Origin of the sequence: Mesorhizobium sp. YR577, assembly GCF_900116595.1 — a bacterium.
Classification (GTDB): domain Bacteria; phylum Pseudomonadota; class Alphaproteobacteria; order Rhizobiales; family Rhizobiaceae; genus Mesorhizobium_M.
On sequence record NZ_FPBI01000017.1, the window covers coordinates 93,786 to 112,185 of the forward strand.

Genomic DNA, 18,400 nt, shown 5'->3' on the forward strand with positions numbered 1-18,400 from the left:
CTACCGTTCACCAGAGTTGGGATCCAATACGTCGCGTGCCGCATCGCCGATCAAGTTGATCGCCAGGACCACCATAGTAATGGCAAAACCAGCTCCTATGATCGGCCAAGGCGACCCGAAGATGTTGCTCAGGCCATCACGAATGATGTTGCCCCAGCTTGGGTTCGGTGGCTGCGTCCCGATACCGAGAAAGCTCAGCGCCGCCTCTACGCGGATGGCTGAGGCAATCCACAGCGTCCATAGAAGGACGATTGACGCTGAGATGTTTGGGATTACATGGCGCAGGATGATGATCGGCGTCTTGACCCCGATTGCGATCGACGCCTCGATATAGGGCTCCTGCCGTACGGCCAGGGTCGACGCCCTTGCGACACGGGCAAAGCCCGGTACGAATGCGATCGTCAGAACGATAACGACATTCCAGAAGCCACCACCCAGAGCCGCCGAGATAATGATGGCGAGCAACAGTTCTGGAAAAGCCATCAAGAGATCGATCATCTTCGAAACAACTCGATCGGTGATGCCGCCGAAATAGCCTGCGGCGACCCCGAGCGCGGTACCGATGACAGCGGCGAAGGCAGGCGAGATCAGTCCAAAGGTCAGGGACGTTCTCGACCCGTAGATCAAACGAGAGAAAACATCCCGGCCGAACTGGTCGGTCCCCAGCCAATTCGAGGCCGAGGGGTATTTGTTGATCGCCAAGAAGCTTTGCTTCAGCGGGTCATACGGAGCGATATAGGGGGCAAAAACCGCGAGGATGACGAATGCGAGGATAACGATGAATGCAATCGTCGTGGAGATCTTCTCAAAGACAATTCTCTTAAAGATGGACGCCTTGGCTCTGGGCTCAAGCGCTCCGGCGGCTTGGATTGTCGCCATGATCAGCTCCTGATCCGAGGGTCGATGACTGTGTAGAGCAGATCGACAAGCAGGTTGACGACAACGACGAAGAGCGCAAAGATCACGATCGTTCCTTGAATCAAGGGATAGTCCCGCTCGGCTATGGCTTTGATCAAGGCAGACCCTAGGCCGGGTCGATTGAACACCAGCTCAATCGCGACCGCGCCGGAAAGCGTGGAGAGCAGGCTCAACCCCAGCCCCGTCACAACTGGCAACAGGGCATTGCGCAAAGCATGCTTGTAGATCACGTGGTTTTCCGGCGCACCTTTGGCGCGAGCTGTCCGGATGTAGTCTTTAGACAAAACCTCGAGCACCGATGTCCGCGTCAGTCTACCAAGGAACGCCACCTTCAAGATCGCTAGCGTGACGGCCGGAAGAACCAGATGATGGAGTTGGTCAAAAAAGCCCTGCCCCCCGCCGTTGATCGGAAAAAGCTGAAGCTTCAATGCAAACACGATCAGGAGCATCGCGCCGAGATAGAAGTCCGGAATGGCGTATCCGAGCAACGAGAAGGCACGCATGGCGTTGTCCGGCAGCTTGTTCTTGCGGACAGCTGCGATGACACCGAACGGGATTCCGAAGAGCACGCCAAGCAGCGTTGCGGCAAGTGCAAGTGAGATCGTATACGGGAGGTTGTAGGCCACGACGGCCGCGACGCTCTCCTTGGAAATCAGGGATACGCCGAAGTCCAGCCGAACGACATCCCAGAAAAATAGGAAATACTGCTGCCAGAGAGGCGCATCAAGGCCGGTCTCCGCCCGGAACAACGCAAGTTGTTCCGGGGTTGCATAGTCGCCGAGAGCAACCAGAGCCGGGTCTCCCGGCAATATCCTCAACGCGATAAAAACGAGTGTGAGGACGAGCCAAAGAGTTGGTACGGCATCCATTAGCTTATTAATTAGCACGCCGAACATCGTCTATCCTTCGACGCGCTTTGCATGGCGCAGTGGCCAGTAGGCCGGTCCTGCTGTCACCTTGAAACCGATATCGACGCGCGGATTGCGCGCCACGACATACGAAAGCGTCACGATACCCATGCACGGCAGATCCTTCAGTACCTGCTTTTCCATATCCTGGACGAGCGTCAATCGCTTATCGAGATCCGGTTCTGCGATCGCTTTCTCCATCAGAGCGTCGATGCCGGGTATCGCGGTGCCGTAGTGACTATAGTTCTCGCCGCCGCTGCCATCGGCCACGGTGTCGCTGGACGACAGGAGTTGATCCGCGAAGGGTTGGGTGGGAACCGGCGGATAGCTGACCGAACGCAGGATGAGGGTGTTCTTGTCCTTGCGGTTGTCGGAGTGGTACGTCGCGTGATCTATGATCTTCATGTCGAGCTGAATCCCCACGGCGCGAAGTTGCTCCTGGATCATCAACATGATCGAAGCGTAATCTTCTCGCTGGCTGATATAACAGGGGATGGTCAGGCCGTCACCGAAGCCGGCTTCCGCGAGAAGGGCAGATGCCTTTTCTGGATCACTTTTATACTGCAACTCTGCCGGTAGGTCCGCTTCCCTGACTGAGCCTGGAAACTGCGAGGCGATGATGCCAACCATGGGTGTCGATGTCTCACCGAACGCCGCCGCAATGGCCGAGGTGTCGATCGCATAGCGGATTGCCTGGCGCACCTTGAGCTCCGCAAGCGGTCCCTTCTTGAGGTTGATATTTAGGGTATTGAGACTGCCCGGCGCTGTTGCGTCGAAGACTGTCGTGCTTGACTGCTGCCGCATCGTTGCAATCCAGCCGGGTGCACGCACGCCTTCGATCATATCGACATCGCCCGATGCAAAGGCAAGCGTCCTTGCCGTTGTATCGGCGATATAGCGCACGTGAAGATTGGCCGTTTTGGCCTTGCCTTCGAAGTAGTCGGGGAAGGCGATCAGCTTGAGACCGCTTGCTGTATCCATGCTCTCGAACTGGAACGGTCCAGTGCCAACCGGATTGGCATTGAACCCTTCCCCGCGCTCCTCGAATGCCTTCTTGCAGAGAATAGACGCGGACTGGTGCGATACACAGGTTCCGTTGAAAAGCGGATCGGGTTGTTTCAGCTTGATAACGATCGTTGACGCATCTGGGGATTCAACAGATTCGATATTCTTGTAGAAGATCTTGGAAAGCGTATTTATCTTCGGATCGAGATGTCGACGAAACGTGAAGAGTACGTCGTCCGTGGTCAGTTCGCCATAGTTCTCGTGGAATTTCACGCCTTTGCGGAGCTTGTAGGTCCAAGTCTTCGCGTCCTGCGAGGACGTCCAGCTCTCCGCGAGGGCCGGTTGGAACTCTTCCGGCTTCGTCGCCCAGCCGCCGTCTGGATGCTTGACGAGGCGATCGAAGATTTGGACGACCATCCAGTTGTCCGCTCCGTTGAGCGATGGAGATTGCGGATTGAGTCCGTTTGAGGATCTGGCCGCAAAGGCGATGGAGATCGTATCCTCCGTGGCCTGTGCCCGGGCGGAATTTGAAACGCCCCCCAGCATGGCAGTTGTGAGTCCTGCTGCGGTTGTTCCCAGAAATTTTCTGCGGCTGATAGTCATTTTTTCCTCCCAAAAAGTGAACTAGACTGAAACCGGCAGGCGCCGGGATTCGAATTCCTCTTCGTTGATCTGCACCCCCAATCCCGGACTGTCGGGTACCTCGAAACAACCGTTGTCGGGCATTGATGGATTGACGAAGACCGGCTCTCCCCGCTCCCATTGATCTGCAAGCTCGACCGGCTTGGCGAGATGCATAAGAGTGCTAAGAACATGAATGTTGGCCAGGTGACCAACGACGGGTTGTGTCTGATGCGGGACCAGCTCGACGCCGTGCGCGCGCGCGAGCGCAGCGCACTGCATCATGCCGGTAATCCCGCCCATCTTAACTATATCCGGCTGCACCATCCGCACGCCGACTTCGATCAGGTCTTTTAGACTCTGCAGTGTATATGTCTGCTCACCAGCCGACACAGTGATATCCAGCCGCTGGGCCACCTCGCCCATGGCCTGTAGATTGTAATGCTGAACAGGCTCTTCGAACCAGGCGTAGCCGAGTTGTTCAAGCTCACGTCCGACCCGGATGGCGCCGCCGACGGAATAGCCGTTATTGGCGTCGAAGCCGATCTCGAAATCATCGCCAAGAAGCTTCCTGACCGCCCGGGCCTTTTCGATGTCGCCCTTGATATCGACATCCTGCCGCGTTCGGTCACCGTCCCAGCGGATTTTGACCGCGGACGACTTCTCCTTCTCGACGCGAGCGGCCACGGCGCGAACGACCTCGTCCACAGTGCGAGCGGCGTTTCCTCCGACGGAACTGTAACACGGCAGTCGGGTTGTCCATGCTCCGCCGAGAAGCTTGTAAATTGGCTGCTCGAAGTGTTTTCCCTTCAAATCCCATAGCGCTATGTCAAGGGCCGCCAGCGCGCCCGTCACGATGCCATCCGGACCGAGCTTGATGCATTTGTGTAGCAATGTGTCCAGCAGCACAGCGTGGTCCAGGCTATCCTTGCCCAGAAGATAGGGAGCCATGTCGCGCGCGATGACGACGAGCGAGGAATATCCTCCCTGCATGGGAGACACTTCGCCGAGGCCGAAGACACCGTCCTCGGTCACGACGCGAACGAATGCGCTTTTTGGCATCCAACCCTTACCATCACCCATCGCGAGCTGGCAGATATCGATCTTTGCTATCTTCAAAGCGAGTCCTCCCCTGACCCTGTTATGTGATCACCAACTTACGGCAATGTATTTGGGCTCGCAGAACTCAAGGATCCCATGATGGGCGCCTTCGCGTCCTAAACCGCTCTGCTTGGTGCCGCCGAAAGGTGCCGCCGGATCGGAGACGATACCGCGGTTGAGCCCGACCATACCGCTGTCCATTCGCTCCGACACCCGAAGACCTCGAGCGAGGTCCTTGGTGTAGACATAGGAGATCAGCCCATACTCGGTGCCGTTTGCCAGATCGATTACCTCGTCCTCCGTTTCGAACGTGGTGATCGCAGCGATTGGTCCGAATATCTCCTCCGACGTAATGTTCGACAGGGGTGAAACATCGGAAAGCACGGTGGGCTCGAAGAAATAACCGCTGCGATCCAGGCCCGAGCCGCCGGCGAGCACTTTGGCGCCGCGTACCTTGGCATCCTCGACAAGAGCACGAATACGGTCGACCGCCGCCTGGTTAATAAGTGGCCCACATTGGGTGCTGCAGTCATATCCCACCCCGACATTCATCGATCCCATGCGCTCAACCAGTTTTTGCGAGAAGGTCGATGCGATTCCGGACTGCACATAGAAGCGGTTCGCCGCAGTGCAGGCCTCACCGCCATTGCGCATCTTCGCGATCATCGCGCCCTCGATGGCCGCATCGAGATCTGCGTCGTCAAAGACGATGAAAGGCGCGTTTCCACCGAGCTCCATCGAACAAGAGACTACTGTGTTTGCGGCCTCACGGAGCAACACGCGTCCGACTTCCGTTGATCCTGTGAAGGAAAGTTTCCGCACGCGCGGATCATTGAGCATTGCACTGACGGTCGGACCGGATCGCGCAGTGGCAATGACATTAACGACTCCATCTGGGACGCCCGCCTCGGAATAGAGCGCAGCAAGTGCAAAGGCGGTGAGCGGCGTTTCTGTCGCGGGCTTCAATACGCAGGTGCAGCCTGCTGCGAGCGCCGGTGCAATCTTGCGCGTCGCCATGGCTGCAGGGAAATTCCAAGGGGTTACAAGAACGGCAACACCAATCGGCTGGTGCTGAACGATGATCTTGTTGGCGCCTGAGGGAGCCGTCGATATCTCCCCATTCAGCCGCACCGCCTCTTCGGAAAACCAGCGGAAAAACTCGGCGGCATAGGAGACCTCGCCATGGGCATCGCCCAACGCTTTGCCATTTTCCAGACTGATGAGTTCTGCAAGCATGTCCTTGTGCTCCACCATCAGCTCAAAGCAGCGACGCAGGATTTCCGAACGCTTTCGGGGTGCCGTCGCCGCCCAGCCCTTGGCCGCCTTGTGCGCGGCTGTAACCGCATCCATTGCATCGTCGATGCTGGCGTTGGCCACCTTGGCAATGACTTGGCCGGTCGACGGATCATAAACATCGATCGGATCACCGCCGGCGCCCTCGCGCCATGTGCCGCCGATGAATAATCCGGTGGGAATGGTCGCGATGTCGAAGCTCAACGTCGACGACAGTCTTGTTTGAACGGTCATGTCAGCCTGCCTTTCTTTGATCTTGCCGCCCGGCGAGTGCCAATCGGTCGCCGACAAACGCCGCCTTGACGAGCAACTCCATGGACGGTCCATCCATCGGCCGCGGATTATTTTTAATGAGACGCGCACTTCCAAGCGCCTGTTCGACTACGGTAGGCAGTTGCTCGGGACCGACGCCGAGATCGGCAAGTGATTTTGGGATGCCAATCTCTTCGAAGAGCGCAGCGACGGCGTCGATGGCTGCATCAGCGGCCTGAGCCGAAACCTCATCCGGCGACGTCGGCACACCGAGCGCAGCGCCGATTCTAACCAGTTCAGCCGTGCACCAATCGCGGTTGAACTGCATGACGTAAGGCATCATCACAGCGACGCCAGTGCCATGTGGCGTATGGGTCATGGCACCCACAGGATATTGGACAGCGTGCGCGGCGGCCGTCCCGGCGGTTCCAAAAGCGAGACCAGCCGCCATTGCGCCAAACATCAGGCGCTCTCTCGCGATGAGATCTCCTCCGTCAGTGACGGCGGCTTTCAGACTTGCTCCGATGTGCTCCACTGCCTGCAACGCGTAATAATCGCTGAAGGCGTTCTTCCCGATGAAGACATGATCGTGAACCAGTGTCGCGGCCGGCTCGCGCCTCGCGGTGGTAAATGCCTCGATCGCATGCGTCAAAGCATCCGCACCCGAGACCGCAGTCAATGATGCAGGACAAGTATAGGTGAGTTCTGGATCACAAATCGCAGTCTGAGCGATCAGATATGGACTCGCTATGCCGATTTTGACAGCACGGTCGGGATCAGTGAGCACGGCAACTGGGGTCACCTCCGATCCGGTCCCCGAGGTCGTCGGCAGGCAAATCAGTGGCAAGATCGGGCCCGGAACTTTGAATTCGCCATAATAGTTCGCCGGTTTTCCACCATGCGCCAAGAGCAATGCGATGACCTTTGCCGCGTCCAGGCAACTGCCTCCACCAATCCCCACCACGCAGTCGGCGCCAAAAGAACGCCCAGCTTCGACACCTAGCGCAATGCACTCGACGGGCAATTCGGCGATGACACCGGCAAAGACCTTGGTCTGGCAGCCATTGGTCTGAATAGCGTCGATCAAATCGCGAAATGCATTATCAGCGTTTAGACGCTCATCTGTAATGACGAGGATTCGCTGGCCGGCGCGTCCTGCAAATTTTGGAAGGGACTTACGTTGCCCGACACCGAATACGATGTTGTTAGGAGAGCGAATGGCACCGAAAAGAGACACGTTCAATCCTCACATTGTCCAGATCAAGCAACCGCGGAGACGCCCGCGAGCCTAAGAAGGCTTTCGTAGACTTCGCCGACGATGGGGACACCTTCGCGCAGCCGACGATCTCGGCATTGTCGTCCTCGCTCGCCGGGTATCAACACGGCATCGAAGCCTGCGGCTGGTTCCATCTGGCGGATAGCCTGCAGATAGGCGGAAAGGTCGCGGCGAGGCCCCGGCATGACAATGATGAGATCGCCCTTGTTACAAATCCGCGTGTCGTCCAACGTGCCGCTGACTTCGCGGCCGATCGCCGAAGCAGCAAGACCGCTGACCAGCAACTCGAATGCCAGCCCAAGCGCATAGCCCTTGGCCTGCCCGAAAGGCGCAATCGCCCCCTTTTTGGCAGCCTCTGCGTCCGATGTCGGGTTTCCGTTTTCATCAAGAGCCCAATGGTCCGGCATGGCGGCCTTGCGATGCGCGTGATCGTAAATCTCGCCCATTGACACTACGCTTGTCGCCGTATCCATGACGAAAGGGCCGCTGTCGGTCGGTATGCCTATTGCGATCGGATTGGTTCCAATCATCGCTTTGCGGGCACCCCAGGGATGCACGAGCGCCTCACTCGTCGATAAGACCACAAGCGAAAATCCGAGAAGTGCGGCCTTTTCCGCATACCAAGCCAACATGCCGATGTGGTTTGAATTGGTTATCGCGGCGGCAGCAATACCGGTTTTCCTGGCGCGATCGATCAATGCCTCCAGAGCAGCATTGGCAACCACTGGCCCCAGCCCTCTCTGCCCGTCGACGGACAGAAAACCCTCAGACAGCCAAGTATGGGCGCCGGTCGCGATTGGATCGGCAACGTTGTTGGAGACCCTGGATACGATCCGGGACAGACGGAGAAGCCCGTGCGAAGCTACGCCGCGTAACTCGGCTTCCATAAGCAGATCCGCCTGCAGAGCAGCATGTGAACCGGGAACACCCACCCGTTCCAGCGCCGCTTCAGCCAGCTTTCTGATGAAATTCGAATCTCGCACCTGCACAATATAAAATCCTATCGGATATCTGATTGATGTTGGCAACCCTAGCTGATAGATTGACAGCGTCAAGCATCTTTTTGAAGTGGGGATTTTATTGATGAAAGATACCAGCGTTTCCGACACTGACCTTCTCCGGCGACCAACAAGTCTCGGGAACGAAGTGTATGAGGCGTTGTACGCGCAACTTATGTCTCTGAAGATCCCTCCGGGCGGTCGTATATCCGTCGATAGCCTGGTAAGATCCTTGGGTGTTTCACAAACACCGATCCGCGAAGCTCTATCTCGCCTTGAGGCACAGGGACTCGTGATCAAGACACATCTTGTCGGTTATCGTGCGGCCGAACAAATGGATCGCATGCAACTTGAGCAGTTGTATGAATTGCGGCTACTTCTGGAGCCCTTTGCGGCCGGACGAATGGCGGCACGACGGGACGCCGGAATGGTCGCGGAACTAAAGGCGCTCGACGCGGAAATGCGAAGCGAGGACAAAATACATTCACGGACATCCTATGGGGAATTCGCCAAACGGGATGCTGCCTTTCATAATTTCATCGCCCGCTCGTGCGGAAATCAGCTTGTCTTTGACAGCCTTCAGCGCGTCCACACGCATGTCCATTTATTCCGTTTGTATTTTCATGCACGGGCTACGACCGATGCGAACCGAGAGCATGAAGAGATGATAGGAGCGATCGAAGACGGCGATTGCGCGGGAGCGGAAGATGCTATGAAACGTCACATTGAGCGCTCAAAAATGCGGTTCATGAGTGCATTCGAAGACAGCTAGCAATACCCCGCGACCTCGCCTTTCTCCTGGAAGAGCGCACTCTCCCCTACTCGATTTTCAAGGTCCTCAACCAACTCGGACGGATGGAAGCCCCTTCAGCGCCGAGTGGTCCGTCATGACCTGGCTTTACCACAAGTGGGTTAGCGAGGAGCCGTTGGCGGCGGTCGGCGACCTGCTCGGTACGGACTGGTACCAAGAATTTTTACGTTTCGTCGCTCTCCAGGCGATGTTCGCGTCGAAAAATATGGTTTTATTGGTTTGCGCATGTGGCTCGCATGTCAACGCCACCCTCTGCAACCCAATCGAACCATAATCACTGCGACGTGCAAAACGTACTGCGGCGCCGAGATCTTGACACTCGGTTACTAACAACGGCGGCCCCTGCCGTCATGGACTTGAAGCCGCCACATCAGCTTGGGTTCGACGGAATACCGATTTTAGCGCTATAAAGTTTCATATAAAAAAGATTGACATCATATATGATATCAATAGCTTCTAAGCGCTGCTCAAAAATTGAGCGGTATATTTACGATGAGGACCCGACATCATCAACCCTTGCAGGGGGTATTACGCTTCCGCTGCCCATATAGCGGTTGTTCGAAGGTGATATGATTTTTGGAGGAAAAATGACTGGAAAGAGACTTGAAGGCCGAGTAGCCATCATCACGGGCGGCGGCGGCGGCATCGGCTCGGCGGCCGGGCGCCTGTTCTGCAGGGAGGGCGCCAAGGTTGCTCTCGTCGATGTGGATCGGGAGGTCGTCGATACGGCGGTAGACGGCATTCGCCAAAGCATCCCCGATGCGGATGTGGCTGGCTTCGTTGCAGACCTCGGAGAGGAAAGCGCCGCTCAGGTTGTAGTGGACAAGATTCTTCAGGCCTTCGGCGGCATCGATATCCTCGTCAACAATGTCGGTATCCGTCGATACGACGCCTTGGCCGATGCCTCATGGGATAAATGGGACGCCATCGTGCGGGTGAATTTGTTGAGCTTTGTCTCGATGTCCAGGGCAGTAATGCCGACGATGAGGCAGAGCGGCCGGGGCAGTATCATAAACGTATCGTCGACATATGCTGTTTATGGCCGCAAAGGACTGGGTGCTTACGATGCCACCAAGTCGGCCGTCCTCTCGCTGACACGAACGCTTGCCTACGAGGAAGGTGCGCATGGCATTCGCGCCAATTCCATCTGCCCTGGATTTACCCGCACGCCTTTTCACGTCAAACGCCTGGGCGAGGCGCAGGTGAACGAACTAGTGCCACCCTGCGTATTGCAGCGCTGGGCAGAACCGGAGGAACTGGCATACCCTATGCTTTGGCTTGCATCCGACGAAGCATCCTATGTCACGGCAGCTAACTTCATGATTGACGGCGGCCTCCCAACTTGATGCTCTGCGCTTTCCATGGAAATGCCTGACTTAGGTCGTCCTGGTGATATGGCGCCTGCGTCTTGGCGCCGTATCGAACCCGATGGCTTTTTGGGGTACGCCCAAGACATCGATGTCGCCCGAACCTTCCCTCCAGCCCATTCGTTCCGACAGTGCCTTGGCTGATCTGCTGAGGGCCTTTTCGACATCCGCGATTGTTTTACGATCCGGTTGGTCTAGACGCTCCGCATAGGGGACGGTCAACGCTGCGACTGCTCGGTTCCGAGTGTCGAGGATGGGGAAGCTTATCGCATGCAGGCCTTTCACCTGGATGCTCACGATCGATTCATATCCGTGCTCTCTGATGGTTTCGAGTATCGGATGTATCTCCACGCCGGCATGCTCGGGACGCTGACGCAAGGCCTCGCGAATGCGAAGATTGGTTGTTTCGGCATCTTGAAAAGCGAGAAGCACGCGACCAGACGCCGAAACAAGGACGTCCAGGAGTGCTCCTACCCGGATGCTAAATCCCACCCAACTGGGATTGTCCACTTTGGCAATGACCACCTGCTGCCCCTGATTGTAGACCGTGAGATGACATGCCTGTTCGATCTCGGAGGAAAGTTCCTGCATGATCGGCGCAGCCTCGGACAAGAGCCTGTTTGTTGGGGGATTGCTGTGAGCAAGCTCAAACAGCTTTGTAGTTATGGAATAGGTTTCGCCGATGCTGGCGACGTAGTTGCGATTCACCAGGCAGGCCAACATCCGATAGATTTCGCTTACGCTTCGCCCCAGGCGCTCGGCGATCTCTATCTGGGAGAGTCCGATATTGCTGCCACACAGTGTTTCCAGGATATCCAGACCCTTTTCGAGGGCCGGAGCGGAATAAGCCGGACCAGTAGGCTTTGCTGCTGAATTGTCCGGCGTCTCGGTGGTCTTGTTAGGCGTTTTCATCATCCCATCCGTTTGGCCAACGAACCCATCTTCGCTTGACCTCGGTTTTGCATCAGAATTGGCGACCTCGCAACAGTCTGGCCTATCCTGCTCAACGAACGCGTACGAGTTTCATATATAATTTCTTGACTTAATATGTGAAATACTGTTCTGTTAGCGATAGGGAGTGAGGAGGAAGGGGGAAGGCCTGCAGAGGTAGGGTCTTCTCTGTGAGCGCACTAAGCTGTGCTCATCGCACTTGTTCATCATTGCTGAGGACGATTGACGCAAGTCAGCCGCTGAGTTTGCTCAGTGGCGTGGGGAGATGCGCTCTGATGAGCGCTTGAGTGGGAGGAGGAAAAATCCCGTGATACGATCAGCATTTGTAATGTTAACTCTTCTGCTTTCGGTGGGCTTGGCCAACGCGCAGACCACCCAACCTGTAAAGATCGGTGTTCTGAACGATCAAAGCGGAATTTACGCCGATCTGGCCGGCCCTGGTTCGGTCGTCGCGGCCAAATTGGCTGTCGAGGATGCTGGCGGAGAAGTATTGGGCCGCCCGATTGAAATCATGGTCGCCGATCACCAGGGAAAGCCGGATATCGGAGCAAACCTGGCTCGCCAATGGTACGACGTTGATGGCGTATCTGCAATCGTGGACTTGCCAGTATCTTCGATCGCGCTTGCAGTGCAGCAGGTGGCGCGTGAGAAGAATAAGATCGTTTTGTTCTCCAGCGCCAGCAGCTCGGATTTGCTTGGCAAGTCTTGCGCGCCGACCAGCTTCCAATGGACCTTCAACACAGCCTCATCTGCCAGAAGCACCGCAACGGCCATTCTCAAGGACGGTGGGGACTCTTGGTATTTCGTTGCCGCCGACTATGCTTTCGGCCACGCGATGGTGCGCGACTCGACCGAGGTGATTACAAAGAGCGGCGGTAAAGTCGTCGGCACGGCATGGCATCCCTTAGGAACCACTGACTTCGCTTCCTATCTGCTGCAAGCACAGAGTTCGGGAGCGAATGTCGTGGCCTTTGTCAGCGGTGGTTCCGACTTCATCAACGTGGTGAAACAGGCCAACGAGTTCGGCATCGCCGACGGGGGTCAGAAGATCGTTTCGATGCAAACCTTCCTATCGGACGTCCACAGCATCGGCCTGCCTATCGCGAAGAACCTCACACTGACATCTGCTTTTTACCACGATCTTGACGACGAGACCAAAGCCTGGTCGAAACGCTTCGCCGCCCAGATGAACGGCCGCATGCCTACCATGGCGCAGGCAGGCGTCTATAGCGCAGTCCGCCATTACATTAAGGGCGTTGCAAAGGCGGGCTCGACCGATTCGGCTGCTGTGGCTGCTGCAATGCGAGGGATTCCGGTCGAGGACATGATGACCCATGGCGCGAAAATTCGCGATGATGGATGGGTCATGCGCGATCTCTATCTCTTCCGGGTAAAGACCCCCGAAGAATCCAAGGCACCCTGGGACTATTACAGCTTCATCTCGAAGATTAGTGCCGAAGATGCGGCGCCACCGCGCCTGACGAGTTGCACGCTGGGCGGCTAGTGATTGTGAGAGGACCGTCGGCGTGCGGTGGGCGGTCCTTTCACGAAATTTAACAGCGCAAATGAGCAACGTCCATGGATACGAATGTCTCGAACGACATCCTGGTTGCTGAAAATCTCAGGATGGAATTCAAAGGTTTTCACGCCCTCAATGGCATCAACCTCACCGTGCGGAGCGGTACTATCCACGCTCTGATCGGACCAAATGGTGCCGGCAAAACAACCTGCTTCAACCTTCTCACGAAGTTTCTCACACCTACCGGCGGTACGATCCACTACAAAGGTCGCGATATCACGAGGATGAAACCGTCAGGCGTCGCCCGCCTCGGTCTGGTACGATCCTTTCAAATCTCCGCCGTCTTTCCTAACCTAACTGTAAAGGAAAACGTTCGCATCGCGCTGCAACGGCGCACTCGAGGCGACTCTTTCGATTTTTGGCGCTCGGAAAAAGTTCTGCTGAGCCTCAATGAAGAAGCTTCCACGCTCATGGAGGCAGTCGGCCTCTCCGCATTTTTTGACACACAGGCAAAAGAACTTTCCTACGGCCGCAAACGGGCATTGGAAATCGCCACCACCCTTGCCCTAGACCCTGACATGCTGCTGCTCGACGAACCCATGGCAGGCATGAGCCACGAGGATGTCGACCGGACTGCTGAATTGATCCGCCGCGTCTCCAAAAACAGGACGATCCTCATGGTCGAGCACAACCTTTCGGTGGTTGCGTCTCTTTCCGACCGCATCACGGTGCTCGCTCGTGGCCAGGTTCTGGCGGAAGGCGATTACAAGAGCGTTTCAAAAGATCCACGTGTCATAGAGGCTTACATCGGAGCAGGTCATGGCTGAAATATCTGGTCATCAGTGCAAGGTTCTGCCCCTCTCAGACGCTCGATCCATGCTGCGCGTTGAGGGGCTCGAGGGATGGTATGGGGAAAGCCACGTCCTGCATGGCGTCTCGTTCGACGTGCGTCCCGGTGAGGTTGTCACGCTTCTGGGACGCAACGGCGCCGGAAAGACCACAACGTTGCGCGCTATCATGGGAATCTTGAGCAAGCGAAAGGGGTCCATTCAGTTCGACACTTCCGAAACAATTCGACTGTCGTCACGGCATATCGCCCGGCTTGGTCTGGCTTATGTCCCCGAAGAACGTGGAATTTTCTCCAGCCTGTCGGTCTATGAAAACCTAATGCTTCCGCCAGTTCTGCGCCCTGGCGGTGTCTCGATCGACCAGATTTACGAGCTCTTTCCCAACTTGAAGGAGCGTTCCAGAAGCCAGGGAACCAAGCTGTCCGGCGGCGAGCAGCAGATGCTTGCGATAGCTCGCGTCCTCCGGACGGGTGCGAAAGTCGTGCTTCTTGATGAGCCAACCGAGGGCCTGGCCCCGGTCATCGTTCAGCAGATCGGGAAAACCCTGACCAGGTTGAAGGATGAAGGATACACGATGGTGCTTGTGGAACAGAATTTCCGATTTGCTCAAACGGTGGCCGACCGACATTTCGTCGTAGAACACGGCAAGATCGTGGACATGATTCCGAATGCTGATCTCGATGCAAACATCAACAAGCTGCACAGCTATCTGGGGCTCTGACCATGCTCACCATCTTGGGTATATCTGGCAATGCGCTCTTCGGGCAGCTTCTGATCGGACTGATCAACGGGTCATTCTACGCGATTTTGTCGCTGGGCCTGGCAATCATTTTCGGGTTGTTGAACATTATCAATTTCACGCACGGGGCGCAGTATATGATGGGTGCCTTCCTTGCCTGGATGCTGCTCAACTACCTCGGATTAGGCTATTGGTGGGCGCTTCTGCTCGCGCCGATCATCGTCGGCATTTTCGGCATCATCCTCGAGCGTTTGCTCATTTCGAGGCTCTATCACCTGGATCACCTCTACGGCCTGCTCCTGACCTTCGGCATCTCTCTTATCGTTCAGGGCCTGTTTCGTAACGAATACGGCGTTTCGGGCCTACCTTATGCCATGCCGCAGGAGCTAGCCGGCGGGCAGAAGCTCCCATTCATGTATTTGCCGAACTATCGAGGATGGGTCATCGCAGTTTCTATCGTCGTATGCCTGGCGACATGGCTTGTGATCGAAAAAACGAAGCTTGGTGCCTATCTGCGCGCTGCAACCGAAAACCCGACACTCGTGCAGGCGTTCGGCATTAACGTGCCGCTCCTCCTGACCACTACTTATGGTTTCGGCGTTGCCCTGGCAGCTTTTGCTGGCGTTCTGGCCGCCCCCTTGTATTCAGTCAACCCGAACATGGGTGCCGATCTCATCATCGTAGTGTTTGCGGTCGTGGTAATCGGCGGCATGGGATCTATCCTCGGGTCTATCCTCACGGGATTCGCGCTCGGTCTGCTCGAAGGCCTCACGAAGGTCTTTTATCCGGAGGCATCGTCGACCGTGATCTTCGTGGTCATGATCATTGTCCTGCTGGTCAAGCCTGCCGGGCTATTCGGCCGCAGCGTTTAAACACTCATTGTTTCGGATAAATTCAAATGATTCAGTCTCCTACGACCGCAAGTGACGCACCCAAATCGATAATTGTCCGTCTTCCCGAAACAAGGAACCTGAAAACCATTCATCTGGTTGTCTTTCTGCTGATCGCCGCCGCCCTGGTCGTACTGCCATTCTTTCTCTACCCAGTATTCATCATGAAGGTCCTATGTTTCGCAATCTACGCGCTGGCCTTCAATCTGCTCCTCGGCTACGGGGGCCTCCTCTCCTTCGGTCACGCCGCCTATTTCGGAATGGCCAGCTATCTTTGTGCTTACGCCGCAAAGAACTGGGGGTTTTCACCGGAGCTCGCGATCCTTACCGGATGCGTGGTCGGCGCGGTTCTTGGCCTGATTGCTGGCAGCATCGCAATTCGCAGGCAGGGCATCTATTTTGCCATGATCACGCTCGCGCTTGCTCAACTCGTCTACTTCCTGTGCGTGCAAGCGCCTTTCACCGGCGGCGAGGATGGCATTCAGGCCGTTCCGCGTGGTCATTTGTTTGGACTTGTTGATCTGGCGGACGATCGAGCGCTCTACGTCGTCGTCGCGGTTATCTTCTTCTGTGCGCTGCTTCTGATCTATCGCGTGATCCATTCGCCCTTCGGTCAGGCCCTGAAGGCGATAAGGGACAATGAAGCGCGTGCTATATCGCTCGGTTATGATGCTGACCGTTACAAGCTTGCGGTCTTTGTCCTGTCGGCAAGTCTTACGGGGCTTGCTGGCGCGACCAAAGCAATCGTTTTCCAGCTCGCCTCTCTGACCGACGTGCATTGGTCCATGTCCGGCGAGGTCGTGCTGATGACGCTTGTCGGCGGAATGGGGACGATATTCGGCCCGATCGTGGGAGCCTTCATCATCACCGCCATGGCGAACTATCTGGCACCGTTCGGAGCATGGGTTACGGTAATCCAGGGCGTAGTCTTTGTCGTCTGCGTCTTGCTTTTCCGCGATGGCATCATCGGCCTGCTGGGTCGCAAGACGAAAACCTCCCTCTGACACACCTCTCTGGATAGCGGTTGGTCGAACACAAGCCGGCCGCGTCTGGATATGCCGAACAGCAGATCAGATTTGGTAGAGGCCCCCTACTCCTAGTACCACATTCATTTCGGCTGCGGTCGCAGCAAGAGCCGTTTGGACCGCAGAAACTGAAAGACGCTGGCTGTCGTCCAGACGCGCGACGTAGGGAACTGTCAAAGCGGCAGTTGCATGGCCGTTCAGGTCGAAGATCGGATAGCTGATCGCGTGAACTCCGCTGAACTGATTGCTTTTCATGTTCGCAAAGCCCTGCGAGCGAATGATGCGAAATGCGTCCTTGTGGCCGCCCAACTGCTGCGGCGACATTCCGGGGCAAAGCTGCCTCAGCAGACGATCCACCTCGGTCTCGTCTTGGAAAGACATGAGAACACGTCCTGAGGCGGACTTGAGAATGTCCAGCTTGCTCCCGAGCTTTATGCTGAAGCCGACGCCTTCCGGCGTATCGATCTGGGCAATAACGAGCTGGCTGGTACCGTTCAGCACGGTCAGATGGCACGACTGTCCTGACCGTTGCGAGAGCGCCCGCATGCGCGGTGCCGCTTCGTTCAGGAGACGCTTCGTCGGCGGGAAGCTGTGCGATAATTCGAAGAGTCGAGTGCTCAGAATGAATGTGTCGCCCACCTGCACGATATATGCGCGGCGCACGAGACAATCGATCATGCGGAAGATTTCTCCCACGGATCGGCCCAACCGCTCGGCCATGTCCTTTCGGGTCAGCCCGTGTTCTTGTTTCGAGAGGAGTTCGAGAATATCGAGCCCCTTCTCCAGAGCGGGCGCGGTATATAAGCGTGCGTCACCGACCACTGGTTGGACATCAGCGCTCCTGCTAGCGATATCATTCATGGAAGGTCACCGGTCTTCCAAACCAGAGCATTGTCTAGCGTCGCCATGGCATCAGACAACCGCCTCGATCTCAAGCGCGAGACGACCTGCGTCGTCAAAAGCGCGCAGCATCCAGGCATTGTCCTGTGCATCGGCGACAAGATAGAGTGGCCGAGATGCAAAAAACGGCGACATGTGTTTTGCCGTGAAGGCAGAGAAAGATTGGCCGTGCTTCACTCTTAGATGCTCCGTTAGCAGTAATGTCACCAGACCTCCGTTCACGACGAGGTCGGGAAACCCTTCGGTGTCGCAGGCAAATGCACGATCCCAGTGAATCCGATGCGAATTGAAGCCAAGCGCCGAATACTGAAACAGCAGCATGTCGTCTGGAGTGACTGCGGCTGCATCAGCGATGGGCGGCACTGCTTGACCTTCCGCCATCTTTCGGGCGCCGGTTTGGGCGCTCATGAGGAGATATGTCTGCGTCTCGGCTAGGACGGGTCCAACTTTTTCAGAGATCAGATTATGGGCGATCGTCACGACCGCCATCGGTCCGTTCGCCGTCTCCTTTTGCGAAACCTTTTCGACGTAACTTTCCCGCTGCAGCGTCTCTCCGATAGTGATATCGCCGAAGTACTGGACGCGGCGACCGCCGAGTAGAAGCCGGGGAAGACCGAGGTCTGGCAGAGGCACTCCCAACCCCGGAAATCCATCGCCTCGTAATGCGCCTCGCGGAGTGTCGGCCCCGAAAAGGATGAACTGCCAGCCCCGGGGAAGACGGTCGCCTTCCCCATAAACATCCTGGTCCAGATTGAGCATTGCAGCCACACGACGAACCGTTGCAATCGCGCAGGTTTCACTTCGGCGGATGCTTTCGGTCCTCAATCCGGATGTTCCTTGCTGCGTCATGGGTGATGTCCTCTGCGTTGTCGAGGCAGCCGGTGGACACGAACGATACTCACGCCCACGAATCTACCCCTGAAGTTCTACTGTTTAATCCGAAGACATGTTTAACGGGCATCGTCGTCCAGCTTGGAG

18 protein-coding genes are annotated in these 18,400 nt (G+C 56.5%); 8 read left to right on the forward strand and 10 right to left on the reverse strand.

All coding sequences use genetic code 11. From position 1 onward, the window contains the following. From BM413_RS23160 to BM413_RS23190, 7 genes are read right to left on the reverse strand one after another with little or no spacing between them, the layout of a single operon-like run. Positions 1-879 (reverse strand): ABC transporter permease, encoded by an 879-nt coding sequence (locus tag BM413_RS23160; protein ID WP_091917212.1) that lies wholly within the window; start codon positions 877-879, stop codon positions 1-3. Between the two features lie 2 nt (positions 880-881). Next, the gene (locus BM413_RS23165; protein WP_091917213.1) at positions 882-1,814 is read right to left on the reverse strand and encodes an ABC transporter permease; all 933 of its coding nucleotides are present in this window, start codon (positions 1,812-1,814) and stop codon (positions 882-884) included. A 3-nt stretch (positions 1,815-1,817) separates the two neighbouring features. After that, positions 1,818-3,434, reverse strand: a complete 1,617-nt coding sequence (locus tag BM413_RS23170) for an ABC transporter substrate-binding protein (RefSeq protein WP_091917214.1) — start codon at positions 3,432-3,434, stop codon at positions 1,818-1,820. A 21-nt stretch (positions 3,435-3,455) separates the two neighbouring features. Beyond that, on the reverse strand, positions 3,456-4,571 hold the full coding sequence (locus BM413_RS23175) for a mandelate racemase/muconate lactonizing enzyme family protein (protein WP_091917215.1): 1,116 nt from the start codon (positions 4,569-4,571) through the stop codon (positions 3,456-3,458). 30 nt (positions 4,572-4,601) lie between these two features. Beyond that, positions 4,602-6,080 (reverse strand): NAD-dependent succinate-semialdehyde dehydrogenase, encoded by a 1,479-nt coding sequence (locus BM413_RS23180; protein ID WP_091917243.1) that lies wholly within the window; start codon positions 6,078-6,080, stop codon positions 4,602-4,604. Position 6,081: 1 nt separating this feature from the next. Further along, positions 6,082-7,335: an iron-containing alcohol dehydrogenase gene (locus tag BM413_RS23185; RefSeq protein ID WP_091917216.1), complete on the reverse strand. Its 1,254-nt coding sequence runs from the start codon at positions 7,333-7,335 to the stop codon at positions 6,082-6,084. Positions 7,336-7,358: 23 nt separating this feature from the next. Beyond that, positions 7,359-8,483: an Ldh family oxidoreductase gene (locus BM413_RS23190; protein WP_244537986.1), complete on the reverse strand. Its 1,125-nt coding sequence runs from the start codon at positions 8,481-8,483 to the stop codon at positions 7,359-7,361. Between BM413_RS23190 and BM413_RS23195 the strand changes: the two genes are divergently transcribed. From BM413_RS23195 to BM413_RS23205, 3 genes are all read left to right on the forward strand, one after another. Beyond that, positions 8,458-9,144: a GntR family transcriptional regulator gene (locus tag BM413_RS23195; RefSeq protein WP_091917217.1), complete on the forward strand. Its 687-nt coding sequence runs from the start codon at positions 8,458-8,460 to the stop codon at positions 9,142-9,144. The two genes, BM413_RS23190 and BM413_RS23195, sit on opposite strands and share 26 nt — an antisense overlap. Positions 9,145-9,259: 115 nt before the next feature. Continuing rightward, the gene (locus BM413_RS23200) at positions 9,260-9,457 is read left to right on the forward strand and encodes a hypothetical protein (protein WP_091917218.1); all 198 of its coding nucleotides are present in this window, start codon (positions 9,260-9,262) and stop codon (positions 9,455-9,457) included. A 313-nt stretch (positions 9,458-9,770) separates the two neighbouring features. Next, entirely contained in the window at positions 9,771-10,529 is a 759-nt protein-coding gene (locus BM413_RS23205) for an SDR family NAD(P)-dependent oxidoreductase (protein WP_091917219.1), read from the forward strand. Positions 10,530-10,559: 30 nt separating this feature from the next. Here BM413_RS23205 and BM413_RS23210 read toward each other — a convergent pair whose 3' ends face one another. After that, on the reverse strand, positions 10,560-11,462 hold the full coding sequence (locus BM413_RS23210) for an IclR family transcriptional regulator (protein WP_091917245.1): 903 nt from the start codon (positions 11,460-11,462) through the stop codon (positions 10,560-10,562). 367 nt (positions 11,463-11,829) lie between these two features. On the opposite strand from BM413_RS23210, the gene BM413_RS23215 reads away from it, so the two are divergent. From BM413_RS23215 to BM413_RS23235, 5 genes are all read left to right on the forward strand, one after another. Beyond that, positions 11,830-13,005, forward strand: coding sequence for an ABC transporter substrate-binding protein (locus BM413_RS23215; RefSeq protein WP_091917220.1), 1,176 nt, complete (start codon positions 11,830-11,832; stop codon positions 13,003-13,005). Positions 13,006-13,079: 74 nt separating this feature from the next. Next, on the forward strand, positions 13,080-13,847 hold the full coding sequence (locus tag BM413_RS23220) for an ABC transporter ATP-binding protein (protein ID WP_091917221.1): 768 nt from the start codon (positions 13,080-13,082) through the stop codon (positions 13,845-13,847). Then, entirely contained in the window at positions 13,840-14,589 is a 750-nt protein-coding gene (locus BM413_RS23225) for an ABC transporter ATP-binding protein (protein WP_091917222.1), read from the forward strand. The genes BM413_RS23220 and BM413_RS23225 overlap by 8 nt, the downstream gene beginning before the upstream one ends. A gap of 2 nt (positions 14,590-14,591) precedes the next feature. After that, positions 14,592-15,479, forward strand: coding sequence for a branched-chain amino acid ABC transporter permease (locus BM413_RS23230; RefSeq protein ID WP_091917223.1), 888 nt, complete (start codon positions 14,592-14,594; stop codon positions 15,477-15,479). 26 nt (positions 15,480-15,505) lie between these two features. Continuing rightward, entirely contained in the window at positions 15,506-16,501 is a 996-nt protein-coding gene (locus tag BM413_RS23235) for a branched-chain amino acid ABC transporter permease (protein WP_091917224.1), read from the forward strand. 66 nt (positions 16,502-16,567) lie between these two features. On the opposite strand, the gene BM413_RS23240 is transcribed toward BM413_RS23235, so the two are convergent. Both BM413_RS23240 and BM413_RS23245 read right to left on the reverse strand, forming a co-directional pair. Next, on the reverse strand, positions 16,568-17,383 hold the full coding sequence (locus BM413_RS23240) for an IclR family transcriptional regulator (protein WP_091917225.1): 816 nt from the start codon (positions 17,381-17,383) through the stop codon (positions 16,568-16,570). Positions 17,384-17,434: 51 nt separating this feature from the next. Beyond that, positions 17,435-18,271, reverse strand: coding sequence for an FAS1-like dehydratase domain-containing protein (locus BM413_RS23245; protein WP_091917226.1), 837 nt, complete (start codon positions 18,269-18,271; stop codon positions 17,435-17,437). Positions 18,272-18,400 lie beyond the last annotated feature (129 nt).